At 36.1% G+C, this 23579-nt stretch carries 18 protein-coding genes, 8 pseudogenes and 2 CRISPR repeat arrays (2 of these 28 only partly in view); of the genes and pseudogenes, 4 read left to right on the forward strand and 22 right to left on the reverse strand.

Annotated elements, in window-relative coordinates:
• A CRISPR array of direct repeats spans positions 1–323; the repeat unit is 30 nt; unit sequence GTTTGTAGCCTTCCCTTTGGGGATTGAAAC (it extends 3160 nt beyond the left edge of the window).
• Positions 324–1097: 774 nt separating this feature from the next.
• The 9 genes and pseudogenes from ATHE_RS13450 to ATHE_RS14415 all read right to left on the reverse strand — a co-directional run.
• Positions 1098–1640 (reverse strand): annotated as a pseudogene (locus tag ATHE_RS13450) (RNA-guided endonuclease TnpB family protein); the annotation flags it as partial.
• The gene (gene tnpA, locus ATHE_RS13455) at positions 1634–2041 is read right to left on the reverse strand and encodes an IS200/IS605 family transposase (RefSeq protein WP_041727460.1); all 408 of its coding nucleotides are present in this window, start codon (positions 2039–2041) and stop codon (positions 1634–1636) included. The gene tnpA (ATHE_RS13455) and the pseudogene ATHE_RS13450, both read right to left, overlap by 7 nt.
• Positions 2042–2104: 63 nt before the next feature.
• Entirely contained in the window at positions 2105–3202 is a 1098-nt protein-coding gene (locus ATHE_RS13460) for an Athe_2463 domain-containing protein (protein ID WP_179122070.1), read from the reverse strand.
• Positions 3203–3210: 8 nt separating this feature from the next.
• A complete protein-coding gene (locus tag ATHE_RS13465) occupies positions 3211–4893 on the reverse strand; it encodes a hypothetical protein (RefSeq protein WP_015908975.1) in 1683 nt (560 codons plus the stop codon).
• A gap of 273 nt (positions 4894–5166) precedes the next feature.
• Positions 5167–5721, reverse strand: a complete 555-nt coding sequence (locus tag ATHE_RS13470) for a hypothetical protein (RefSeq protein ID WP_015908976.1) — start codon at positions 5719–5721, stop codon at positions 5167–5169.
• Positions 5693–6460 (reverse strand): ImmA/IrrE family metallo-endopeptidase, encoded by a 768-nt coding sequence (locus tag ATHE_RS13475; protein WP_015908977.1) that lies wholly within the window; start codon positions 6458–6460, stop codon positions 5693–5695. Before ATHE_RS13475 ends, ATHE_RS13470 begins: the two co-directional genes overlap by 29 nt.
• Entirely contained in the window at positions 6453–6809 is a 357-nt protein-coding gene (locus ATHE_RS13480; protein ID WP_015908978.1) for a helix-turn-helix domain-containing protein, read from the reverse strand. The genes ATHE_RS13475 and ATHE_RS13480 overlap by 8 nt, the downstream gene beginning before the upstream one ends.
• A 430-nt stretch (positions 6810–7239) precedes the next feature.
• Positions 7240–8202, reverse strand: a complete 963-nt coding sequence (locus ATHE_RS13485) for an Rpn family recombination-promoting nuclease/putative transposase (RefSeq protein WP_015908979.1) — start codon at positions 8200–8202, stop codon at positions 7240–7242.
• Between the two features lie 874 nt (positions 8203–9076).
• Positions 9077–9427: pseudogene (locus ATHE_RS14415) on the reverse strand (UPF0236 family transposase-like protein); the annotation flags it as partial.
• A gap of 192 nt (positions 9428–9619) precedes the next feature.
• On the opposite strand from ATHE_RS14415, the pseudogene ATHE_RS15085 reads away from it, so the two are divergent.
• The 3 genes and pseudogenes from ATHE_RS15085 to ATHE_RS15090 all read left to right on the forward strand — a co-directional run bounded on the left by ATHE_RS15085 (position 9620) and on the right by ATHE_RS15090 (position 10476).
• Positions 9620–10132, forward strand: a pseudogene (locus tag ATHE_RS15085) (transposase).
• On the forward strand, positions 10081–10272 hold the full coding sequence (locus ATHE_RS15185; protein ID WP_252864506.1) for a transposase: 192 nt from the start codon (positions 10081–10083) through the stop codon (positions 10270–10272). The pseudogene ATHE_RS15085 and the gene ATHE_RS15185 overlap by 52 nt, the downstream one beginning before the upstream one ends.
• A 15-nt stretch (positions 10273–10287) precedes the next feature.
• Positions 10288–10476 carry a hypothetical protein gene (locus ATHE_RS15090; RefSeq protein WP_231503194.1) on the forward strand — a complete coding sequence of 63 codons (189 nt, stop codon included), beginning with the start codon at positions 10288–10290 and terminating at the stop codon, positions 10474–10476.
• A 254-nt stretch (positions 10477–10730) separates the two neighbouring features.
• Here the strand turns inward: ATHE_RS15090 and ATHE_RS13500 are convergent.
• The 8 genes and pseudogenes from ATHE_RS13500 to ATHE_RS13535 all read right to left on the reverse strand — a co-directional run.
• Positions 10731–10907, reverse strand: a pseudogene (locus ATHE_RS13500) (ISLre2 family transposase); the annotation flags it as partial.
• Positions 10908–11033: 126 nt separating this feature from the next.
• Positions 11034–11357, reverse strand: a complete 324-nt coding sequence (locus tag ATHE_RS13505; RefSeq protein WP_041727251.1) for a hypothetical protein — start codon at positions 11355–11357, stop codon at positions 11034–11036.
• An 85-nt stretch (positions 11358–11442) separates the two neighbouring features.
• Complete coding sequence (locus tag ATHE_RS13510; RefSeq protein ID WP_015908982.1) at positions 11443–12438, reverse strand: Rpn family recombination-promoting nuclease/putative transposase; 996 nt, start codon at positions 12436–12438, stop codon at positions 11443–11445.
• Positions 12439–13127: 689 nt separating this feature from the next.
• Positions 13128–13433 (reverse strand): STAS-like domain-containing protein, encoded by a 306-nt coding sequence (locus ATHE_RS13520; RefSeq protein WP_015908983.1) that lies wholly within the window; start codon positions 13431–13433, stop codon positions 13128–13130.
• 97 nt (positions 13434–13530) lie between these two features.
• Complete coding sequence (locus ATHE_RS15190; RefSeq protein ID WP_306426534.1) at positions 13531–14055, reverse strand: zinc ribbon domain-containing protein; 525 nt, start codon at positions 14053–14055, stop codon at positions 13531–13533.
• Positions 14056–14073: 18 nt separating this feature from the next.
• Positions 14074–14151 (reverse strand): annotated as a pseudogene (locus tag ATHE_RS15410) (helix-turn-helix domain-containing protein); the annotation flags it as partial.
• A pseudogene (gene tnpA / locus ATHE_RS13530) lies at positions 14135–14409 on the reverse strand (IS200/IS605 family transposase); the annotation flags it as partial. The pseudogenes ATHE_RS15410 and tnpA (ATHE_RS13530), both read right to left, overlap by 17 nt.
• Positions 14405–14758, reverse strand: a pseudogene (locus ATHE_RS13535) (DUF1848 family protein); the annotation flags it as partial. The pseudogenes tnpA (ATHE_RS13530) and ATHE_RS13535, both read right to left, overlap by 5 nt.
• Before the next feature lie 180 nt (positions 14759–14938).
• Between ATHE_RS13535 and ATHE_RS14710 the strand changes: the two are divergent.
• Positions 14939–15094, forward strand: coding sequence for a hypothetical protein (locus tag ATHE_RS14710; RefSeq protein ID WP_156046815.1), 156 nt, complete (start codon positions 14939–14941; stop codon positions 15092–15094).
• A gap of 260 nt (positions 15095–15354) precedes the next feature.
• Here the strand turns inward: ATHE_RS14710 and csx2 are convergent, their stop codons facing one another.
• The 5 genes and pseudogenes from csx2 to ATHE_RS15105 form a co-directional block, all read right to left on the reverse strand.
• Complete coding sequence (gene csx2, locus ATHE_RS13540) at positions 15355–16680, reverse strand: TIGR02221 family CRISPR-associated protein (protein WP_015908984.1); 1326 nt, start codon at positions 16678–16680, stop codon at positions 15355–15357.
• A 707-nt stretch (positions 16681–17387) separates the two neighbouring features.
• A pseudogene (locus tag ATHE_RS13545) lies at positions 17388–17875 on the reverse strand (AAA family ATPase); the annotation flags it as partial.
• A gap of 203 nt (positions 17876–18078) precedes the next feature.
• The gene (locus tag ATHE_RS13550) at positions 18079–19470 is read right to left on the reverse strand and encodes an ATP-binding protein (protein WP_015908985.1); all 1392 of its coding nucleotides are present in this window, start codon (positions 19468–19470) and stop codon (positions 18079–18081) included.
• Between the two features lie 239 nt (positions 19471–19709).
• A complete protein-coding gene (locus ATHE_RS14425; RefSeq protein ID WP_231503195.1) occupies positions 19710–20252 on the reverse strand; it encodes a hypothetical protein in 543 nt (180 codons plus the stop codon).
• On the reverse strand, positions 20207–20578 hold the full coding sequence (locus tag ATHE_RS15105) for a hypothetical protein (RefSeq protein WP_049760271.1): 372 nt from the start codon (positions 20576–20578) through the stop codon (positions 20207–20209). Before ATHE_RS15105 ends, ATHE_RS14425 begins: the two co-directional genes overlap by 46 nt.
• 768 nt (positions 20579–21346) lie before the next feature.
• Positions 21347–23579: a CRISPR direct-repeat array (repeat unit 30 nt; unit sequence GTTTGTAGCCTCCCCTTTGGGGATTGAAAT) (it continues 374 nt past the right edge of the window).

Here is a 23579-nt window from a genome sequence, read left to right on the forward strand (position 1 = left end):
GTCTGCTTGGTGTATCGCAGGATTTAGTTTGTAGCCTTCCCTTTGGGGATTGAAACTTTGTTCCAGCATTGTAAACTCCACTAGCTGGTGAATAGTTTGTAGCCTTCCCTTTGGGGATTGAAACAAGAAAAGCGAGGCTGTGAGGTTTTTAATGCAGAATGTTTGTAGCCTTCCCTTTGGGGATTGAAACTTACATTTTCTCTACCAAACTTCTCTGTTATTCTTTATTTGTAGCCTTCCCTTTGGGGATTGAAACCTGGTAACCTGACTGTTGAATACTTGTCAAAAAGATTGTTTGTAGCCTCCCCTTTGGGGATTGAGGATGAAGTGGGCTTGTTTACTGCCTTTTTGGAATTGAAATAATATCTTGAAATTTGTTGATTTTCTTTTAGAACGGGTTTATTTGTAGCTCTCTTCTTGGGAACGATAAGTAAAGAATTTTCAAAAATACTAAATTAAGTTACAATTTTGGTAGCTTATATATCCTCCAAAGAAAGATTAAGATGAATTGGGTAAATATGGGATAAGAAGAATAAAATTATTGTCAACTTAGCCTGTTGAAGCAGGGGGTGCCAATGATTTTAACCATTTTGTAAGATGCATTGAGCCCCCTTAATCAATCATTCAAACAGCAGGAAGGACAAGCAGAAAAGGTAAATAATGAAAGAACAAAGTAACAGTTGTTGAAGTTGTATCTAAATATAGGGGAAGAATTTTTATAAAAAAGGTTTATGATAGTGTATCGACTGATTGATGTAACCAAAAAATTTTAAGTCAATTCCAATTTGGTTGATGAAAGCAAGTTTGAGGAGCTAATTCTTGAGCATTACAGAAAGCTTGCATGACGTGCTGTTTTTGAAACAAACAGTGACGACAAGGAAACATTACAAAAATTTATCGAAACAATATACATACTTCTTTGCATCCCATCTGACTCGGACACAGCTGCAATCGGAAATTTTAAACTTTTAGAGGATGAACATTACAAAGTAGATATGATTTGTTGAGGCAGATAAAGAAAGTTATTCTCTGCATCATAATTTCAAATACATTCCGTGCAGAAGTGAACTGCCATCCACCTGAAGAGGTGGAGGCTTCTTTGGCTCTTTTACATCATTTCTTGGGTCCTGTACATCTACAAGTATACTTACATAGTACTTGCCTGCTTTTGTTTTCGCAACTGTTGCAGATTTTATTTTCCCTTCAAACTTTCTGTGAAATACTGTTTTTATTCCACCTTTTATCTTTGGCAAGTAAGTAAACCCTTTTTCAAAATCTACTCTAATTGTCTCATTACCATTTTTGGGTTGCTGGTTGTTTGTTGTGTATGACTGCTTATATTTCTTTTTCTTAAACTTCGGCATTCTAAAATGTTTCGGATTTTTGAAATGGTCTCTGAACGCCTTTTCCTGCTCAAGTTGAACATTTGCCAGAGCAAGACTGTCTACTTCTCTCACGAAAGGGTATTCTTTTTTATATCTTGCTGGGGTTATTCTTGGAACCTTTCTACCCTGTCTCAGTGCTTCTAACTTTTCTTCTAACATCTTGTTCCACACAAATCTACAACAGCCAAAAGTCTTTTCAAAAAATTCTTCCTGTGCTTTATCAGGGTATATCCGATACCTATATGCTTTTAGCATTTTCTTTTTTCACCTTGACTCTCGATATATCTTCTAATTACCTCAACTGGAGCACCACCACTTGTCAGCAAACAATAACTTCTTGACCAAAAATATTCCTGCCATAGTTTTTGCTTAATTTCAGGAAATTCTTTTTTTATGAGTCTTGAAGAGGCACTTTTATAAGCATTTATAAACTTAGAAAGTGGTGTTGTAAAAGCTGCCTTGAACAAAACATGAATGTGGTCTTTATCATGATTCCACTCAACTATGGTTATGTTGTAATTGGGTTGAATGTACTCAAAAATTTCTTTTAGTCTTTTTGAAATTTTCTCATCTATCACATCTCTTCTGTATTTTGTCACTAAAATCAAATGGTAGTAAAGAAGAAATACTGAATGTTTATTTGAGTCAAATTTCATAATCATCACCAGTTTTATTATATACCGAAACTGAATATTTATCAACCGCAATTCATCTCCGTCTTATAGAAGATGAAGACTTCTTGCGAAAAGCCTGTTAACAGCCGGGTCATATTTAAGTGTACCATCGCTATTCTTAACAAGGTAACTCTGGGATGTAACTTTATAGCTCATACTGTCGGTTGTAACCTGAGGTTTTGCTCTTGGTGGGATACCATCATATGTCCTGTAGTGTATCCAGCCATCAGCTTCCTGCAGGACGAGGACTACCTGAGCACCTGCGTATGGTGTTGCGTTCGAAATCATTGCATAATCTGCAAGCATGGACGCTGAGCTTATCTTTGAACCATATTGTGTTTGTGCTATGTTTATGGCATCTGCCAGAGTCTGTCCCTTCATATCTTTGAACCTAGAAAGTGCGCTCCAGACCTGCGTGATTGCGTTTGGACTGACATTAGAAGGGTTATATGAATCCGCCACTGCACAAATCTGTCTTGCTATTGAGTTCTGCCATGGCTTGTACAAAATCTTTGTACTGGATGTAACAGGTACATAATCTCTGTCAGGTGGGAAATCCTTATCAGACTGCACTGCGCCGGTCTGGGAAAATCCCCAGTATCTGAAGTATCCTCTAACTCCATTGCCAGGTGAAGAAAGATGATAGTACCCATCTGCACCGAGTGTGGCGTAGAAGTATCCATTAGACACCTGCTTGAATCCCGGTTGTGCTTTTGTGAAGTTGTCCGCCACATCTTCTGGAATACCGTATATTGCATAACCCCTGTCTATCGTCGCTTCTACGTTGAGAGGAATGATGTAGTATGTTTTATTGTCTTCTATTCTTATTCCATAACCGTACACACCGGATTGGCACTTTTGCTTGGCATATGAAGAAAGGTCGTCGAATGCTGAACTGGTTGACGATATTTTGATTTCCTTAGAAACCCCATAACTTTCTGCGCACTTATCACGTGTTACACCTTTGTACTCACTGAAGTTTGAACCACCTTCATAAACCCCATCTCTCTTGTCTGAAAAATTATCAGCCATTGTTTTAACTACTGGTGGAAAAGCGGGAAACAAGCTAAGCAAAAGTGAGACAACAACTAAAAAAGAAAGAGCTTTGAATAAGCTCTTTTTACGTCCTTTCAAGTTTCTCACCTCTCATCTCACTTGATATTCGGGTCAGGTTTTGCATACAGAACTTTTGCTTTCTCGAAATAACCTTTGTATGTGGGGTTCGTTGTGCACCAGTAACCCACATTGTCTTCTCCATTGAGGTTGACATACCATATACATATATCACCGTACCACTTTACAATACCATCCGCCGGGAGTTTGGTTTTTGGGTTGGTGTAATACTTTGCGTCAGCTATTGCCTCTTTCTTGTATGCAAGAGGAACCAGCAGATAGTTAAAATTAGCTCCATGATACCATGGAAAACGGTAAAATGGTTTGTCTTCCCAAGGAAGAATAGAACCATAAACCCCGGGTATAAAAAATTCTAGACCCGCAAAGGAATATCTAACAAAGGAATTTCCAATTGAATATTTTGAAGCATAATTGATAGAATCCTTAATGAAAGCCAGCAACTTCATTTCGTCCATTCTGAAGGTTAATACTGGTTCACCAAATTCAGGAGTATCGCTACTTCTAAGTTTCCTGTACCTATTATCAATTATTATTGGTACAAAAGTTTGTTTATCGCTGTCCCACGAGTATACAATATCTATTACCTGTTTGTAATCATTTGTTATTGGTTCATAAGTTCGTTTATAGCTGTTCCACAAGTACACAATACCTGTTTTCATATCCACATAACTTCTCAGTTGCCATTTAAACTCGTCATATACTTCTCGTTTTGACTCATCGAACACTCTTGAAATCATTGCAACTGCTTCTGCTCTTGTGAGCATCTTTGCAGGATTGAATCTTATCTTTGACACGTACAGTGGTGACATTTCAGGAGTTATGATACCAAGGTCGGCAAGTTTTAACATTGGTTCTCTGTACGCCTGCGGTATTTTTGTGTAATCATCTGCCATCTGTGCAAACCTTGTATGGTCAAGTGCATACTTGCGTGGATGGTTCTTGATATATTCTTCAAGATACTTGTTTGCACGTGGGTCGTAAGCCGAATTCCATTCTCTGTCACCAGAATCCTTGGTACGAGTTATCCCTGGGTAAGTTACAAAGTAACGACCTTTTGGTTCAAAAGGTAACTGGTAGTAATACCCCTTGTATTTTTCGTCATACTTTAAGTACTCAGTTTTAGGAGCAATTTTCAGCTTATCAGGACATTTCTTTGCAAAGTCCTGCAGGAACTTGGCATAATCATCTCTCATGACATAACCTTTTAGTACGTCCCAGACATACTTTGTCTTGACCCTCCCATCTGCGTAGTAATAGTCAATTATGAGCAGGTCAGACCAGTACAGCACAAAGTCAAGGTTTGTCATATAGTCATACAGGTAACCTCTACCTCTCAGTGTTAAATCCCATGGTGTGAGTATTTCGGTTTTGACAGGTATATTCTTCTTTCTCAGTTCAGGCACAGCATTTATGAGCTTCCACACAATGTAACTTGCCTGTGCTCTTGTAAGTGGCTTGTCTTGTTTGACCTCACCCGGTATCAAGCCCATAGAAACTGCCTTTCCCCAGTAGTCCAGAGGCTTGTCTGGTTTTACCTTTGCACCTATTAAGAGCGATGTTACAAACTCGCCTGCTGTGATGTAGTCTATTTTGTTTATTGCTGCCTGTACCTTCTGTGTGATTGTTCCAGCCTGTGCTACTGGGAAGGCAAAGCTCAAAAGCAGACTCAGGATGACTGCAAAACTCAAAAGTTTTCTCATGGCTATATCAACTCCTTTTGCTAAAGTTTTTTCTCATTATAGTTATACCATGATTTTGAAATTTACTGCACAGAAATTTTGCCTGCTAAAAAACAAAAAACCACGGCAATTTACTTCCTAACTTTTGCCGTGGCTAACTTCCTTTTGATTTTACTTACCTTCGTTTTACTCATCTAAAATTTTTGACACTCTATATAAACACCTAAAAGATACATTTGTGGCAATTGATTCTGTATATATTATACCACTGTAGTTTGAAATTGCAACAGTTATTTATTCTGTTTCTTTGTACTTTTCAATAAGCTCAAAAAAGCTATAAGTTGAGAGTTTCCTTTTTCTCAGTTTCATCTCATCTAATATTTGCTGTCCTTCTTGAAAGCTTATGAGTTTTCTCTGATATGCAAGGTATAGAATGGTTTCTGTGGTTATCAGCGGTGGTTGGTCTTGTTGAATATGCGGCAATACATCTTTGAGATTGTTACTTGCAAGAGTGCCGTTTAACATTTTTGCTATTACTATAGCAGCAGCTTCTCCTTTGCCTATGGAATCTGCACTTTTTCGTTCTGTTAACCTTGAAAACTCATCCTTGTAAGGGCTTAATTCAGGAATCTCTTTGATTTCATATTGCCGCTTCTTTATTCTCTGGTCTATGTTTAGAAAAACAAATCTGTAGAAGCGGTATTTTTGTAATTCCTTTATTTCATCCAGAACGACTCTGGGAATAACGATATTGCCAGCAAAAAGTTTGTCTATTATATCAAGCCGATTTATCCATGAAAATGAACAGACACAATCGTTATCAAAGACTATAGGCATCTTCAAGTTCATTAATTTCACCTTCTGTGTCTTCTTCAGGTTCAAATATCAGATGTGCGTATCCACCTTCTATGAGCAGTTCCTCATATTTGCCATAAGATATCCTACCGGCGTCTAAAAGTTTTTTGGCAAGTTCTGCGTACGGAGAATAAACCTGTATGTCTTTGTCAGACGTGTCTTTATACAATTGTGTTGAATAACCGTATTCTCTTGCTTTTTTGATTACATCTTTGCTAAAATCTTTTTCCTGTTTTTCTGTAATCAAATTTAATTCCTTTAATCTGATAAGCATGAACTGATGACTTACTCCAAAGTATTGTTCCAGAAAAATAATATCACTTATGTCGGGAGTTTTCCCTTCTGTCCTTTTAAAAAACATGTACTTGACACCTTCTTCTGGCAGTAGAAAATTAATGGCAAAAATATTTGCTTCCCTTTCTTCCGGATTATCTTCGACAAATTTTCTGATAGGACATACTCTGCTCACAGCACCTTTGCTGTATTTGTAATGGTAATACTCATGAGCTGCTGTAAATCTTTGGTGCCCAAGTGTTTTCTTTGAATTGACAACTATTAAAGCAGCTCTGCCTTTTCTTACAAACAGACCTGACATTTTTTCGCTCATTTCCATAAAAGCAAGAGAAACCCCTTCTATCTCATGGAGAACTTTGAAAATGTCAACTGCCTCGTGTGATGCAAGACCAAGAGTTTTCCTTGCTTCTGTAGCCTTTATCTCAGCCAAATTATTCATTTTTTATCTCCTCCAATTTTTTGTACATCATGTCAAGGTTTGCTACAAACTGATTGGCAAAGGCAATAACTTCTAAATCTTCGTCGGAAATCTCATCTGCTCTAAAGTTCATCGTAATCTGCTCGTCTGTATTTTGTTCTTCACCCAGTAGATAGTTATAGTCACAGCCATATAATCTGGCAAGTTGCAGGAGAATATCAACACTAACTTCACGTTTACCATTTTCATAATGTGAAAGTTGTTCCTGAGTAATACCCAGATATTTTGCAACCTGTTCTTGGGTAAAACCTCTCTGTTTTCGCAGCTCTTGCAGACGTTTACCTATTTTCTTGTATACCTCTTCCTTCACGGTCATCACTCCATATAACTTTTTGTTATAAATACACTTCTTCCTTACTCAATTATACCACATTTGTTATCATAGTAAACAGTTTTTTCTGCTAAGAAAAACAAAAAACCACGGCAATTTACTTCCTAATTTTTGCCGTGGCTAACTTCCTTTTGATTTTACTTACCTTCGTTTTACTCATCTAAAATTTTTGACACTCTATATAAACACCTAAAAGTTGCATTTCTGGCAATTGGTTCTGAATATATTATACCATTGTAGCCTGAAATTGCAACAACAAAAAATTTGACACTTTATATAAACACCTAAAAGCTACACTTCTGGCAGATATTTTTAAGTATATTGTATCTCATTGTTTGTTCTATTTCAATGCTAACCTGCTAAAAAACAAACCCACAGGCTGTTTTTAGCTGCCTGTGGCTGAGAAATTTCAATTTGCAAGCTCTTTCCTCAGTTTTCTTATTTCTTCAATAGCAAGTTCTGTTACTTCTGCTATGTCCTCATCACTTGTTCCTTTTAATATCAACTTTTTAGCTATCTCAACTTTTGTCCTGTACTCTCCCTGTTGAATTCCCTGTTGAATTCCTTGTTGAATTCCCTCGTTAAACTTCCTTTCCAGTGACTCATCTAAAACTCTTGCAATGTTTGACACAAACTCACCCATTTTCTCTCCCCCCTGCAAAAGAGTTCTGGTTATCTTCTCAATCTCTATCCTTTGTCTTTCGTTTAGCCTCGGTTCTACTATGTTCTTTACAAGAATTGCAAATCTCTCTCTGTTGTATTTGCCCATTTTCTCAAGTACAGATTTTATCTTGTTTAACCTTATTACAAGTTCTTTTGTGTCGTTCCTTGCCTGTTCAAGATAGAACACTACTGGAACAAGACTATCCTCTTCCTTGTCAAAAAGTCCTTCTGCATCTATCTTTGATAGGTCTACCAGCTCATATCTGAATATGTTATCCTTGAAGATTTCAAAAGCTTCAATAATATCCTTTGTCACATCCCATTTCTCTTTCAGACCGTTGTATGTGACTATTGGGATTATTGCTGGAAGTTTCTTTACACCTTCTCTAATCTTCTTTGCCCATAGAAGGATTATGTATCTCAGTAGTCTTTCTGGCATGTCTTCAGCTACTGTTGACTGGTTCTCAATTATAATGTAAAAATATACTTCCCTTTCTTTTAGTCTTGCCTTTGCTATGATGTCTGCTCTTCTTTGCTGGAAATTTTCATCTACAAACTCTTTGTCGGCAAGTTCTATTGAGTCTTCTTGAATATCTTTTGCCCAACTGTAGCCTATTACATCCCTGACAAGAAAGAGGATATCTTTTGGGTTTTCAAACAAAAGCTTGAAAGTTGAATCGTGTTCCTTTGATGGTAGATTGCTATTCATCTGTCTACTCCCCCTTTTTTAGTTTCTACTCAGACTTTGCGGGGGAGAGGAACTCCTTTCACTTTTATTATACCACACCTTGTTTGAAAATTTGACACTCTGTATAAACACCTAAAAGTTGTATTTCTGGCAATATATTTTAGTATATTGTATCACATCTGCAGCTTATTTTCAAGAGCTCAATACAGCAAAGCAACAAGAATTCGAATTACAAGCATTGCAAGCATTAAGAGGAATAGGATAACTTCTGCAGGAGCAGTTTTAGAGTTTGAATTTCTTCCCGAATACAAAGCCTTGATGGTCTTTTTGGCATTTTGAACACCCCGAAAAAACAAAAACCGCAGAGAATCTGCGGTTTGATTTTTATTTTTTACATTTTTGTAGACGCATTTTGAATATATTGTTCCTGGTTGTTTTTATTACATTCCTGTTCACCTATAAACACTATGCCTTCGTGTTTTGTTTTCGGGATGAATTTCTCATCCCTAGGCAGCAGGGCGCCAACACGAAGGAAAAGCCCCAATGCGCTTCTATATTTTACGTCCCGAAGCTAGGGAGAGGCTCGCTGCCACAGCCCGGTATGCTTTTAAGGTGCATACCACACCTTACTTGCTCTCTTCGATGAGTATTCTAAAAATCCTCTACTTTTATTATACCCTTCTTAGCTTAATTTGAAAACGTATTTTTTATTTTTACATTTTTGTAGACGTATTTTTCATACACTTTCCCTGACAGTTTTTATTATATACTCTAACTTTAAAATTTGCAACACAGTTTGAGATAGTGGATAGTGTCAAGAGTTTGTAGGAAAAAATTTTTATCAGAATATACCTGCATTATAGAAGCTACAACTAATCAAAGACTTTAATGCTCTTCATAACTGGTTAACTTTACCATTTGCTATAACTGGTATATTATTCCACTTTTCCGTACCTTTTCGTACTCTTTTCCCGTTCTTTATAATTCCTTTTGCTATTTCTTTAACTTCTTGCCTTTCTGCTTTCTTGGCTTTTATCTTCTCTAAATATACATTCATAAGTTCAAAACCATTGTATTTTAAACTCAATAACTTTACCATGGTCTCCGCTATATCTTCGCTCCATCCTCTTGGTCTTGAACTCATCCTCTCTGCTAATACATGACTTACATGCCCTTCTGCACTACATCCCTTTATATTAACATTCGCTGCTTCTAATACTATATTATCCCAGTGGGGAGTTAAAATAAAATTGTGTCCACTGTATAATTAGTATTGAAATAATCACCAAAGGGGGTTCACGATTATGGAGAAAAATGAAATTTTTGAGACCGCTAAAAATATGGCTATCGAACAAGTGCTAAATATGTATTGCTTCCTGTGATGATCCTACTCGCCCAGCTCTAAAACAGCTAAAAGTAAAACTTGCTCGATTGCTTTATGTTATCAGAAAGAACTGTTTACCTTGCTAAAAACGAAAACGACAAAGGCAATGGCTTCTATGAAAGAAAACTTGCAACACCTGCCTTGTGTCTTGAAATCTCTGTCCCTCGTACACGTTCTGATAACTTTCGACCTTCTATTCTCTTCTTTCCGCTACAAAAGAGTTGATAGTTCATACACTGACCTGCTTATGTCGCAAGTACATCAATGGTCATTCTTGAGCGTTCCCTTGTCCAGACTTTGAAAGCTTTGAATCTTCCATATTCCGAAAATGAAATACTAAAAATCAAAGAAGACCTTAAAAATGAGCTTCAGTTATTCAAACAAAGAGAACTACCAACAAGTGCTTTTGCTCTCATCATCGATGGTTATCATTGTGAAGTTAAGGATAATTCTAAGGTTAAACAAGCTACTTGTAATACCAGCCTCGGTATCGACTCAAGAAAGGTAAAAAAGACATTTTCGGTGTCTACACTTTCTTCGGCAAAGAAAATAAGGCTGATTGGATGAAAGTTTTTGAAGACTTAATTACAAGAGGGCTAAAAGAGATTCTAATTGTCATAAGTGATGACTTCCCTGGTATTATAGATGCTGTCAAACTTGCTTATCCTCTTGCTGACCTTGAGCTTGCTTTTGTCCACCTCCAATGAAATAGCAGAAAACATATGACAAAAGAGGATGCTTCAGCTTTTAACAAGAGTTTAGACAGACTTAGAATTTCTTCCTCCGATTTTGACGAAGCTGTACTGAAATTTAAAGAACTTTGCGATGGATACCTTTCAAAATATCCTCGATTTTATTGCTGCAATATCAGAAAAAGCAGAGTTTTATTCTGTTCATATGAAATACCCTGAGGAATTAAGGAAGCATATCTACACCACAAACGCCGTTGAAAGTGTAAATAGCATGATTGAAAAGATTAGAGTAAATTCAGGTGGATACTTTCAGTCTGTTGAAGTCTTAGAAATTAATATTTACTTACAGCGGGAGAACTTACGCCGTACAAAATGGAAAAATGGAGTTCCCAGCATTAGAAAATGCATTAACAACATAACCCAACTCTATAATTTGCGTTATAAATTGGAAACACAAAATTCTTGACAAGTCTCGATTCATCTATAAGTTCACATGCTTCCTTTATCATCTCCTTGCCTATCAGGTCTAACTGCTTCTTAAGTTCAATTGAATATTCCGCTAAATCCTTCTCCCTTTTCACTATCTTCTCTAATCCTTCCTCAAAAGTCTTTAAAAGTTCTTCTATTTTTGATACAATATTTTCAGTCATTTTGCTCCCTCCTTTGGTTTGTTTTTCCTTTTTCTTTTTTTATTTTTTCATCATTATATTCTACTTCATTTTTTCTCTTCTACCAAGAGGAGGGAGCTTTTTTCCATCCAATGTCCTATAAATATTTTACACTAAGCACAGTTTGATGCCAGGATTCTCAAGAGTTTTAGATACTGGCACAAACCTTGTTTGGGCTTTTGAGCCAGCTGTTTTGTAGCTGACATGTTTTTTCTGTCGCATCTCTATGTAATCGTTTACAATCACCTTCTCCACCCTGTTGCCTGTTCCAACACTCAAAGCCCGGCTCGAAAGCCCTTCTTGGATTTGGCTACTGTCTGCAACCCCTGAGTATATCTGTGTTTTTGCCGCACTCCTGTGTCCTGTTTGAGCTTTGGACTCAGCTTTTTTGCAGACACAATTGAGAGATCCTTCGCAATTGGATTTTATCACTATCTAATAGCGAACACCTGTTAGCTACACTTTCCCCCTGTCCCTGAAAACAAAAGGCAGGGTTTAACCCCTGCCTCGAAATCTATTATTTCTGTTGCTGATTTCTAAGCTCTTTTACTTTCTCAATATCAAGTCCTGTCACTTTAGCTATAAAACTATCTTCTGCTCCTTCAAGTATCAGATTCCTTGCTATCTCAAGTTGTGCTTCCATTCTGCCTTCAATCTTTCCTTCAATCTTTCCTTCAATCTTTCCTTCAATCTTACCTTCAATCTTACCTTCAATCTTTCCTTCAATTTTGCTTTCCAGTCTTATTTTTTTCTTTTCTTCTGCAAGTCCTTTTTTAATTTTCATCGCAGTACTTTGAAACATCTCTTCCACCCCCAAAATTTTTGATTTTGCAAACAACTCGTTTATTTCTTCCCGGGGTATCTTATAACTTTTCAGTACTGCATGATAAAGCCATTCTGCCAGCTCTTCTCTTTGCTCGTCCGGAATTCTGATGTTTTTGCCCAGTTCCAGAAGTCTTTCTACAACACTGTCCGGGTTTGTTGCAACCTGGTCTACATACAGGGCAGCAGCAAGCACGTTGTTGCCGTTTAGCAGTTTATCCTCCGGTATATCTCTTACGTCGATAAAAATATAATTCAATCTCTGGACATACTCAGGAAAATCTTCTGCATATTCAACGTTATCAGCAAATTGCGTTACAGGTTGCCATTTCTCTACCCCGTTATACAAAACTACTGGCACAACCACAGGAAGTCTTTTGTCTATCTGATACTTCCTTTGAATAAGAAATACGTACTCATAGATTCTGCAATGCATTTGTTTATTTGGCCTGCTTTGAAACTCCACCAGCAAGTATATCCACGATGACGAATAGGGGAGTCTGTACACCATGTCAGAGCGTCGTGCTTTCCACTGAGCGTTTATAGACTCTGTTGCAACAATCTCAATATCCGATTGTGTATAGTTTTTGAGTCTTGGTTCCGGTATTATTTCAGTTATAAACCAGCAAACATTTATCTTGTCTGAAAAGAGCTTTTTGAATCCCACATCATAACTTCTTGATAACTTCACAATCTGCAAACCCCCTTTTTACGGCAAACTTCCAGGGGGCATATTGCCTTATATTTAGATTATACCACAAAACCAATCAGTTATGCTACTAAAAACAAAAACCACAACTTTTGCTGCGGCAGTTTCTATTTTTACATTTTTGTAGACAGGTTTTGAATATGGTTTCCTCAACTGTTTTTATTATACATCCGAGTTTCAGTTTTTTCAACACAATTTGAATGCAGGTTTTTCAAGAGTTTTGACTACTGGCGAAAGTCCTGTTTGGGCTTTTGAGATGGCTGAATTTGCAACTGATATGATTTTTTACCCACCTTGTCCTTATGCAATCGTTTACAATCTCTCTTCCCCATTTTATTGCTTGCTCTACCACCCAAACCCCGGCTCAAAAGCCCTTTTCGGACTTGTCTGCTTCTCGCAAAGCCAGTTGTATTCTTGCTTTGAGTCATGTACCAAAGTCCACTTTGGGCTTTCGAGCTACCCTGCGCCTGCTGGAGTTTCAGAAAGTTCAATTGCTTCATTTTCATTTTAGAATAGCGAACATTTGTTGGGGTGAATAAAAGCAAAACTAATTATCAACGGTTTCAGTTGCTAAGGAAAGTCTTTAACTGGCTTTTTGAATAGGTCTGGCTCCCGGCGAACAGGGGTTGTTTAAGGAAGACTTTTGTGTTTACTACATTTTTTGTTTTTTCTCAGATTGCTATCTTTTTCTCTTCTTCAATAAGTCTATACCTTTCTGCAACGGCCATTTTTATAATCCCTTTTACATCATCATTAGCTTTGATGAATTTTATTTGGTTTTTAAATACATCTACTGGCAGATCATAGAGTAGTTTCCCAAATGCTTCATCTGCAAAAGAATGATTAATCATTTCAACACCTTCGAAGTTAATTACAACTGTGTTACCGTTTTTTATTTCTTCTAATATTTTTTCTCTTACTATTTCCCCATTTTTTCTTGAGCAGACAATGCTCCCAAACTCATTAAGTTTTATCATAATTTTCCACCTCCTTGTCACTGTTTTCTTATAGGTCTTCAAACATGCTTTGACACTCCCAATCCCCTGAAGGGGATGGGATTCTTAGCAGCTCTTTTCAGGCTGCCTTCCATGGAGCATTTGATACTCCATGACCACAGAGGTGTGGTTTAAATCTCACTCCTCTGACGGGTGCCAATCCCGCCACTACTTGGGATTCTCTCCCAAGATACCTTTGCCAAATGTTTATCGCTCCCACTCCGTCCCTGTGATATCTAAATCCACAACTCCTGCATTCATAGTTGCGACCTATTGGACGATTTTTGCTACCACATACAGGACAGACCTGACTCGTATATTCTTCTGGAACAAGTTCCACTTCAATCCCCAGTAGCTGTGCTTTGTAGGTTATCATCTCCACCATCTTTCTGAAACACCACTGATGAATTTTTTGATTAGGCATTCTAAAATGTTTCGGGTTTTTGAAATGATCTCTGAACGACTTTTCCTGCTCAAGTTGAACATTTGCCAGAGCAAGACTGTCTACTTCTCTCACGAAAGGGTATTCTTTTTTATATCTTGCTGGGGTTATTCTTGGAACCTTTCTACCCTGTCTCAGTGCTTCTAACTTTTCTTCTAACATCTTGTTCCACACAAATCTACAACAGCCAAAAGTCTTTTCAAAAAATTCTTCCTGACTTTTTTCAGGATATATTCGATACTTATATGCTTTCAGCATTTTCTTTTTTTTCACCTTGACTTTCAATGTATTTTCTAATTACCTCAACTGGAGCACCACCACTTGTCAGCAAATAATAACTTCTTGCCAAAAATATTCCTGCCATAGTTTTTGCTTAATTTCAGGAAATTCTTTTTTTATGAGTCTTGAAGAGGCACTTTTATAAGCATTTATAAACTTAGAAAGTGGTGTTGTAGGAGTTGCCTTGAACAAAACATGAATGTGGTCTTTATCATGATTCCACTCAACTATGGTTATATCGCCAGATAACTCTCTTTTTCCCTATCAAATTTGAAAGCTCTATGAAAGTTTGAACAACCTCATCCTTTTGAGGAATGTTATGTTCTATATCTTTGCCATAGGATGTGATTGTAAATTGAAAAAAATATATATAATGTTCAAGATATTTTAGCTTGTCCAAAAAGTTTTTGGGATTTTTTGTCCAGAAGACTATAGCATCAACATCCTCAGGCAATAGCGATACTGCAAAAACCTGAGATGGTCGCATCGGGTTTCAGTACATCGCAAAACCTTCTTTTATTCTGTTTATAAACCAGTCACCAAAAAATGCTGGGATATCTGTTCTTCTGCTTGCACTTATAATCAACTGCGTCATCTCCTACTTAATCATTTTTAAATAAAACAAGTTGAGCACTTTTGTATTCGTCCCATATCTCAAAATAGTTTCTCAAGTCAACAGATAAATCAGAAAAGTCAATTCTGAAATCTGAATGTGCAGCACCAAATTTAAGATTTAGGTCATCATTGTATTGGAAGTAATATTTTATTGAGGTTTTTGGAAATTCGCAAGAGTTTTTACCACTACGTCATCTCTGTGCCACTGATAGATAATATCCCTGTTAATTTTGAAAATCTTATACTCTATGTGCCGCACAGCCAGCTCAACGACTTTTATAACCTGATTACGGGTTTTAGAACATAGGGAGAAAGCTACCTGAGTTTTTAACTTTCTGCTTTCTCCCACCGCTTCTAATTTACAGGGCTTTTAAAGTGTAAGAATAATACAGAAGGTAGAATACTGACACATAAAAGATGGTGTTTGGCATGAGGTAATATTTGGAAAATTATCATTCATGTTCTTCTTGCACCAATTTTAATTCCTCTTTTGTATACTGCACTGCTTTTAACATACTACATATGACGTTTTATTATAGGAATACTAAAAGGAATATTCAGAAATCTCTAACCTTTTTTAATCTGGTTTCTTCTTTGCAACATCTTTTCAAATACATTTAACGCAGAGTTAAATAGAACTTTGAACGACTCTATATCTTCTAAATAGTTTTGATTACCTTTTGATGATGAACCATGTACTGCGGCATTTCTTACATATTCTAACTCTTTTATTATCTCTACTTCGTTTGGGTCTTTTATGAGCTTATTGTTTTCTGGGTAGAAGTTAACATTTTTGCATTCTATTTCTTTTAATATTTTTCTTGCTTCTTCTCGTCCCTCATAATTCATATTATTTTTGTTGTATACATCTGCACAAAGAACAATCATTGCTTCATAAAGAAGAATCAAAGCCTTGAGGTACTGTTTTCTTTCATAGAAAAACTGAGATCTTTTGTACATTCTCTGAAAGAGTTTTTCTTGCCTGTTCATTTCAGAAAATTCTTCGTACATTATCTCAACTATTTCTCTTTCATAAACATGCTCAGCTGTATTTAGTTTATCCTCAAGCCCTTTTATTATCTCTTCAATCTCTCTTCGTGGCTGGCGGTTCATCTCCAGCTTGAAATATGTCTTCTCTCTGTTGCCAAAACCAAGTTGATTCAAAATGGGCACAAAGTAGCCAGAATTTTCAAAGGTAGCCATCGCCTCAATCATTTTGACCAGTTTGTCTATAAAAGAAATTTCAATTACAGGAGATTGTCCATCCACAAGCCCTGAAAAGTATTCTCTCATCTCATGTGCACCATAGAATATTCTTATCTTGTTTATTTTTCTCAAATATTTCAAAAGCATTATACCATAGGAAAAAACAATAGGAATGTTCCTAAAGGCATGTGTCATATCAAAGATCACATTGTTATCAACATCTTTCTCAAGCTCTTCTAAAAGTATGTCAACGCCTTTACCAAGCTCAACTGGCTCTATTTTATAAAACTTAAGGCCTGGTACGTATTTTGTTAAAGTACTTTGCCACTCTATAAGCGTTTGCTCTGAAATACCTTCCTTTTCTTCTTCATACACTTTCAAGCACATTTCTGCTATGTCTTCTGAGTTTTGTATATAATGGGGGAGAATTTGGTAAAGTTCTGACCATGCAGATTTATCAGTTCCAATTATGATAAACTTGTCAATTTGAATACATTCAACATTCGTAAGATATTCATATAATGCAATACCAAAAAAAGCTGTCTTTGAGGCTGTATATCTATTATTCTTTTCTTTGTCAGGATTAAAAACGTATTCAGTTTGTTCATAACCTACTGTTTGGTCCTTTTTAAGCCGACCTTTGCCTATTACGGAAATTAGAATATTCGAGGCTTTGTGTACATTCACCTTTAAAAAACCCCCTTGTTTTAGCTATTCATTTAAACAAAATTATAAACCAATTTTTCCTTTTTTAAAAGCTTTTGCTTTTCGTTTTGATAATACCTGCAAAAAATTAAATTTTGTTTTTTAATAATATAGTTATAATTGGTTATTATTGTTAACAATATAACATCCAAATATCTTCTACAGGTGTAATTTAAATAAATTTCTTCCTGCTGAAAAAACAACCTGCGCTTATTTTATGATTATTCACATAATACGTTAATTTTACAAATATATCTTCATTTTGACTATAAGTCATATCCGTCGAATTCAGGTTCAAAATTTTTATTGATTGGTTTATATTCGGTTTCATCCATGCGGGACATAGGTTTTAATGGATTGCTGGCAGCCGCTGGATAGACGGAAAGGGTTGAAAGGATCCTTCCATTTGATGCACCTTAGTTTGTGTTGATTTTGAGGGGATGTATTAAAATAAAAACATTAACAGAGGTGCATAAAATTGATATAATAAAATCAAGCTTTTCATCCAGTTTGCAGCCTCCCTTTAGGGATTGAAAGATTGCACCTGCAATCTTAACAGGTGTATTGTATGTTAGTTTGCAGCCTCCCTTTAGGGATTGAAAGGCAAGTTCTAAGACTGGTTGAACAATTAACTCTTGAACAGGCAAAAGATTTCAAAGAGATATTTCCAATGTAAATAACGGGTAGTACGCTGTTCTTCGGCCATACAAAGAACTTTTATAGCTTAAAACTTCCTTTTCAATGAAACTTTCAGAAGAACCACAAACAATCAAAAAAAGTTTGGTATTCTTTAAATGATGAACAATCAAATTTTGCAAAAGTGATGGTATACTTTTGTTTGTATTTACTATATAAGGAAATTCGTCAATTACAACAATCAATCTCTTATCCTTTGCTTGCTGTGCCAAAAACACAAATGCTTTCTCCCATGATTCAAATCGACTTATCAACTCTCCAAGGTTAAAATAAGAGAGTACATTATCTGAAAAAGATTCAAGGTTAATTTTATCATTGTACTCTTCAGCAACAAAGAATATTGAGGGTTTGTTTTTACAAAACTCCATAAGCAAAGTAGTTTTTCAACACGTCTTCTTCCATACACAACAACAAAGTGAAATTTGTCTTCGTTATACAGTCTGTTTAATGTTTCAAGTTCATACTTTCTTCCATCAAACATAAAATCAACTACTTTAAAGTTACTAACTTCTGAGTTATTTACTTTAAAGTTAATTACATTGAAGTTGATAAATATTATAGTATATTTTCAGTTAGATTTCTATTGTGTTTTTTGTTTTTTTGAAAGTTTTTCCAACTGCTGACAAAATCTATATTATCACTTTGTTTTGGTATTATATTTTATTTTTGATATCCGTGCTATAACTAAGGAAACTTTATCAGTATCAAATTCTTTGTCTCTTTTGCAAACTCCAAAAGCCTTTCTGAAAATCCCATTCTGCTAAAGAGAATATAAAGCTCTTTTTGATCAGGAAATACCTTTACATTTTCTGCTTTTTTCTTCAAATTAAAAAATACATCAATATCAACCACACTTTGCGAATATTTGCATTCACCAAAAACAACATGACCTGTATTTTTACCAATTCCTACTATATCAATCTCTGACTTTGAATCCCACCACTTGCCTACTCTGTCTAACTGAATATCAATCTCTTTTGTTTTTATTAAATCCATTAAAATTTGCCTGCAAATTTCTTCATAAACAAAACTTATGTGATTTGTCACAATTTTTGACTTGATATTTTCAACTACATATTTAGTATTGTCAAGTTCTAATTGTTCTCTGTAGGGATATACAAACTTAAACCAGAAATCTATGAAATTATCGTTTATAAAATATAACCCTCTTTTGCTTTTTTCTGGATACTCCTCTGTTATTGGAACTTCTCTTCTTACAATATCAAGGTCCATCAAAGTATTCAAATACTTTGTAAGTTTTGTTTGCGCTACAGAAAGGCTCTGGGCAATCTGGCTGAGTTTATGGTTTCCAAGCGCAATGCTTTTAATTATCGAAAAATAGCTTCCTACCTCATGAACTTCCTTTTCAAGCAAAAATACAGGCTCTTCATATAAGAAGCTCTGTCTGCTTAGAATATTTTCTTCAATTGCCTTGTAAATATCGCCTTCAAACTTAAACATCTCTAAATATTTTGGAACACCGCCAACGATGGAATATATCCATATAAATTGGTCGTCTGACACTTCAGAAAAAAATTCTTTTGCATCTTTGAAAGAAAACTGCTTTAGCTTTATTTGTCCTGTTCTTCTACCGTACAAAGGACTTGAATAAGAAAGAGCATGTTCTTGCATCATTCCCACCAAAGAACCACTCAAAATAAGCATAAAACTGTGGTTTTTTAGCTTTTCATCCCAGATTCTTTGAACAACCGAAGCAAAAGCTGGGTTTGTTTTGCACAAATTTTGAAATTCATCAAATACTATCACTACTTTTTTATCAATTTTTGAATTTACTATAACATCAAAAATATCATCCCAACCTACACCAGATAATCTTTCAATCAAAGGATTTTTTAAAAAATTGCCTACAGCTTTTTTAAAATACTCTATGTTTTGATTCTCCGCCTCTTCAGAAGCCAAAAAATAAATAGCAGGCTTGTGTTGAATAAATTTTTTAATAAGTGCAGTCTTGCCAATTCTCCTTCTTCCATAAATAACAACAAGCGATGAATTTTGCTCTCGATACTGTTTCTCTAAAAAATCAAGTTCTTTGCTGCGGTTTATAAACTTTTTCATAAAAATCACCTCATGTTTATTATACTCTATTTTATTATACTTTAAAGTATATTTTGTGTGTCAGCGTGAAGAATATCTTCAATATCATATCATCTTTATTTTTTTCTTTTTAAACAATTTTGCTCTTTTCTCTTTACTTGTCAAAAATATTTTTTAGAGATGTTTGATGTAAATGCTGATAGTTTTTGAGTCTGTTTAGAATTGAATAAAATGTATTTTCCTTGCCTTGATTAGTTATATTAAAGAGTTCTCAGAAATTCAAGCACAGCATCGTTTGCATTTTGGACATAGATAGGTAACAACACAGCTTCTAAGCCAATTGCATCATAGCTTACAAGTAGCCAGCATCCTTTTTTGAACTTGAATGTCTGCTTGAACATATCTTCACTTATACCAAAAGCATCTGTTATTCTCTCCTGGTCAGATTTTCTCGGGAGCTTGCTGACAAAGTATGTATGCGGCTGTGCCATAATATTGGTGTTAAGGTAAGTAATCCTCTGGGTTGCAATACCTATCCCCAAGCCAAATTTTCTTCCTCGCCTTGCCAAGTGCATTACAACCTCGCTTGAACGCTCGTAAGAATCCTTTGCATCCTGTGGAATGAACTCATCAGCCTCGTCAAATATGAAACTTACAACAGGGTCAATCTTGCCGCTTCTGCGCCTGTCTTCAAAAATCGCCATGCCAATCTGATATGCAATATTTCGCAGCTCATCAGGATCATGCGATTGAAATATCACAAGCGCTTTTTCGTCTGGTCTGTTGAGAATGTCAATGAGCAATTTTGGTCAATAACATTTTCATTTGAAAATCCAAACTCTTTAAGTTCTTCATACCTCATACGATTTGTCAACTCCTCATCAAGCAAGAACGCCTCTGCACCAACCATGGGAAGATTTGACTCTATCCCTATCGAAATACTTTGGTCGCTGTCGATTATAATCTCAAAATTTGTCGGAATTGCAAGGCATCTTATCTTTGTTGCATCGTCCAAAGGTTCTTCTTCTTGCTCTTCCCAGTCGCGGTAAACTGGAATCTGCGCCATCATAGTTACATCCCGAGCAAAATCCCATCGCTCATATTTGATTTTTTCATCCTCATGCTTCATTATTATTTTTCCTCTTGCTCTATAAGCGCCTGCAAAGAAGGTTATAAAGTTGCTGCCTTCATCTTTAATGCATGTTCCGTCTATTGCAACAAAGTTTATCTCTCTTTTCCCAAAAAGCTTTCTATCTTCTGCGTGAGGCTGTGATGAAAAGTTTAGTTTTAAAAATATTTATTCCAGTCAATTATGTATTATTTTAATACTGTATTGCAAAAGTCTTGCAGATACTTTAAACTTTTCTCCAAGTTCTCATCATATCTTTTCATTGAGGTTTTTATAGAATCTTTCCAGTATCCATATATCTGAGAGAGCTTGGACATGGGCAATCATACCTTTCAATTTTGATTTATCTTTAAAATAGTTTATACCCCCATTGAGTGTGATAGTTATTTACATAAAATACTTTTATATAATACCTTTCGACATATATTGACATAATCCTCTATTTTAATGCAATTTTCAGAAAAATTGATTTTTTATTAGTTTTATCTTTGATTTTTAAATAATAATTGTGATTATTTTGCATTATTGTTATTACATTTTATTCCTTTTCAGCTTCTGTATTTAGTTTTATGAAATAAATTATGACTTTTGTATTTACCAATTGCTGTCGACCTGCAGTACCCCCAAAAACCCCCGGGGGTCGACAGCAAAAGGTAATTTCTGGTATGTGTTGACTTTCAAGAGCTTGTGGTGTATAATAGAAACAACATACTGCAGCTTGAAAACTTAACCATTTGTTCCTTGTTGCATTCTGCAAGCTATCCACGGGTTTGTAGCCTCCCCTTTGGGGATTGAAATAGGCTTTCTAAAATTTCTTCAACGTCTTTTTTGCTTGGTTTGTAGCCTCCCCTTTGGGGATTGAAATAAAAAGCTGAGGAAAGTGATTTTCTATCAGGACGAGTTTGTAGCCTCCCCTTTGGGGATTGAAATTTGCTAAAAATGTCGCAAAAACCGTTATACCAGCTGGTTTGTAGCCTCCCCTTTGGGGATTGAAATTGCCTTATTGATGAATTATCTATGATAGATTTAAAGTTTGTAGCCTCCCCTTTGGGGATTGAAATAGGGAATTGTAAAGAAGGAAAATACCAGCTGTGATGGTTTGTAGCCTCCCCTTTGGGGATTGAAATCAATATTTTCATAGCTTTCATACACATAATTTTCAGTTTGTAGCCTCCCCTTTGGGGATTGAAATATAATTTTCATTTGTACATAAATGGTGTTGAAGCAAGTTTGTAGCCTCCCCTTTGGGGATTGAAATAATCCTTTTAACCTCATGGGTCGTGTAGGGAGTAGGTTTGTAGCCTCCCCTTTGGGGATTGAAATTCTTAAGACCACTTTTTGTTTTAACAAGTTTAACAGTTTGTAGCCTCCCCTTTGGGGATTGAAATTTAACCTCTTGTCTCCATCAGGAACTGGAGCAAGAGTTTGTAGCCTCCCCTTTGGGGATTGAAATCGGGGATGTTTTTACCTGCCCAATTTTCGATGACTAGTTTGTAGCCTCCCCTTTGGGGATTGAAATATTTCACAGATGATGCAGTTAGGCGTTCTTACAATAGTTTGTAGCCTCCCCTTTGGGGATTGAAATGCTGGCTGGGTTCTGTTAGTTTTTTTCAGTGTCGCCCGTTTGTAGCCTCCCCTTTGGGGATTGAAATGCAAAAAATCAAGTACTTTTTTTATTTTTTAAAGTTTGTAGCCTCCCCTTTGGGGATTGAAATGCATTAATTCTTTTTCTGTTTCAGCTAACATAGCCGGTTTGTAGCCTCCCCTTTGGGGATTGAAATATTTTTTGAATGAGATAATGCAGAAGACGAAAGGAGAGTTTGTAGCCTCCCCTTTGGGGATTGAAATAAGAAATAGAGAGAAAAAGAAAAGAAGAACAACAAAGTTTGTAGCCTCCCCTTTGGGGATTGAAATTTTGCTTTGCTTATCCCTTTAGCTTTGCTGCTTACTAGTTTGTAGCCTCCCCTTTGGGGATTGAAATCTATTTCAGTAGTTGCTAATGGTTTGTCAACGTCTTGTTTGTAGCCTCCCCTTTGGGGATTGAAATTTTTACAATTACTATTATACTCGAAATTTTTATTTTGTTTGTAGCCTCCCCTTTGGGGATTGAAATTAACCGGCTCTCCTGTTACCCTTATAACACTTGTTCGTTTGTAGCCTCCCCTTTGGGGATTGAAATGTGCGGTATCTGGAAAAGATTTTGTAATTCAAGATTGTTTGTAGCCTCCCCTTTGGGGATTGAAATAACGTTTTAAAAAGGATGGCTGAAGGTGAACGTGTTGTTTGTAGCCTCCCCTTTGGGGATTGAAATTGGAGAAATCAGGTAAACTGTCCATAACGTCCTCAATGGTTTGTAGCCTCCCCTTTGGGGATTGAAATGCATTAATTCTTTTTCTGTTTCAGCTAACATAGCCGGTTTGTAGCCTCCCCTTTGGGGATTGAAATATTTTTTGAATGAGATAATGCAGAAGACGAAAGGAGAGTTTGTAGCCTCCCCTTTGGGGATTGAAACTAATATAGCAGAGCTATACTTTGTAGTGTTTCTTCAGTTTGTAGCCTCCCCTTTGGGGATTGAAACTTTTCATCTATGATGTCCATCAACTTTTCAACAGTGTTTGTAGCCTCCCCTTTGGGGATTGAAACACAATGTACATTAATCTGTCAGGGAATATTGCTTTTGTTTGTAGCCTCCCCTTTGGGGATTGAAATAAGAAATAGAGAGAAAAAGAAAAGAAGAACAACAAAGTTTGTAGCCTCCCCTTTGGGGATTGAAATATATTTGACCTTCTTACCACCTCAATCACCCTCTTAGTTTGTAGCCTCCCCTTTGGGGATTGAAATTAACCGGCTCTCCTGTTACCCTTATAACACTTGTTCGTTTGTAGCCTCCCCTTTGGGGATTGAAATGTGCGGTATCTGGAAAAGATTTTGTAATTCAAGATTGTTTGTAGCCTCCCCTTTGGGGATTGAAATTGTGAAATATTCTGTTTTGTTTCTTCTT

Origin of the sequence: Caldicellulosiruptor bescii DSM 6725 (assembly GCF_000022325.1) — a bacterium.
GTDB classification, from domain to species: Bacteria; Bacillota; Thermoanaerobacteria; order Caldicellulosiruptorales; family Caldicellulosiruptoraceae; genus Caldicellulosiruptor; species Caldicellulosiruptor bescii.

Bases quoted from the DNA above. Each gene is read 5' to 3' on its own strand.
- tnpA (WP_041727460.1), bottom strand. From the start codon at position 2,041: ATGAAATTTGACTCAAATAAACATTCAGTATTTCTTCTTTACTACCAT.
- ATHE_RS13465 (WP_015908975.1), bottom strand. From the start codon at position 4,893: ATGAGAAAACTTTTGAGTTTTGCAGTCATCCTGAGTCTGCTTTTGAGC.
- ATHE_RS13470 (WP_015908976.1), bottom strand. From the start codon at position 5,721: ATGAACTTGAAGATGCCTATAGTCTTTGATAACGATTGTGTCTGTTCA.
- ATHE_RS13475 (WP_015908977.1), bottom strand. From the start codon at position 6,460: ATGAATAATTTGGCTGAGATAAAGGCTACAGAAGCAAGGAAAACTCTT.
- ATHE_RS13485 (WP_015908979.1), bottom strand. From the start codon at position 8,202: ATGAATAGCAATCTACCATCAAAGGAACACGATTCAACTTTCAAGCTT.
- ATHE_RS15090 (WP_231503194.1), top strand. From the start codon at position 10,288: ATGACAAAAGAGGATGCTTCAGCTTTTAACAAGAGTTTAGACAGACTT.
- ATHE_RS13520 (WP_015908983.1), bottom strand. From the start codon at position 13,433: ATGATAAAACTTAATGAGTTTGGGAGCATTGTCTGCTCAAGAAAAAAT.
- ATHE_RS15190 (WP_306426534.1), bottom strand. From the start codon at position 14,055: ATGTTAGAAGAAAAGTTAGAAGCACTGAGACAGGGTAGAAAGGTTCCA.
- ATHE_RS13550 (WP_015908985.1), bottom strand. From the start codon at position 19,470: ATGAAAAAGTTTATAAACCGCAGCAAAGAACTTGATTTTTTAGAGAAA.
- ATHE_RS15105 (WP_049760271.1), bottom strand. From the start codon at position 20,578: ATGAAGCATGAGGATGAAAAAATCAAATATGAGCGATGGGATTTTGCT.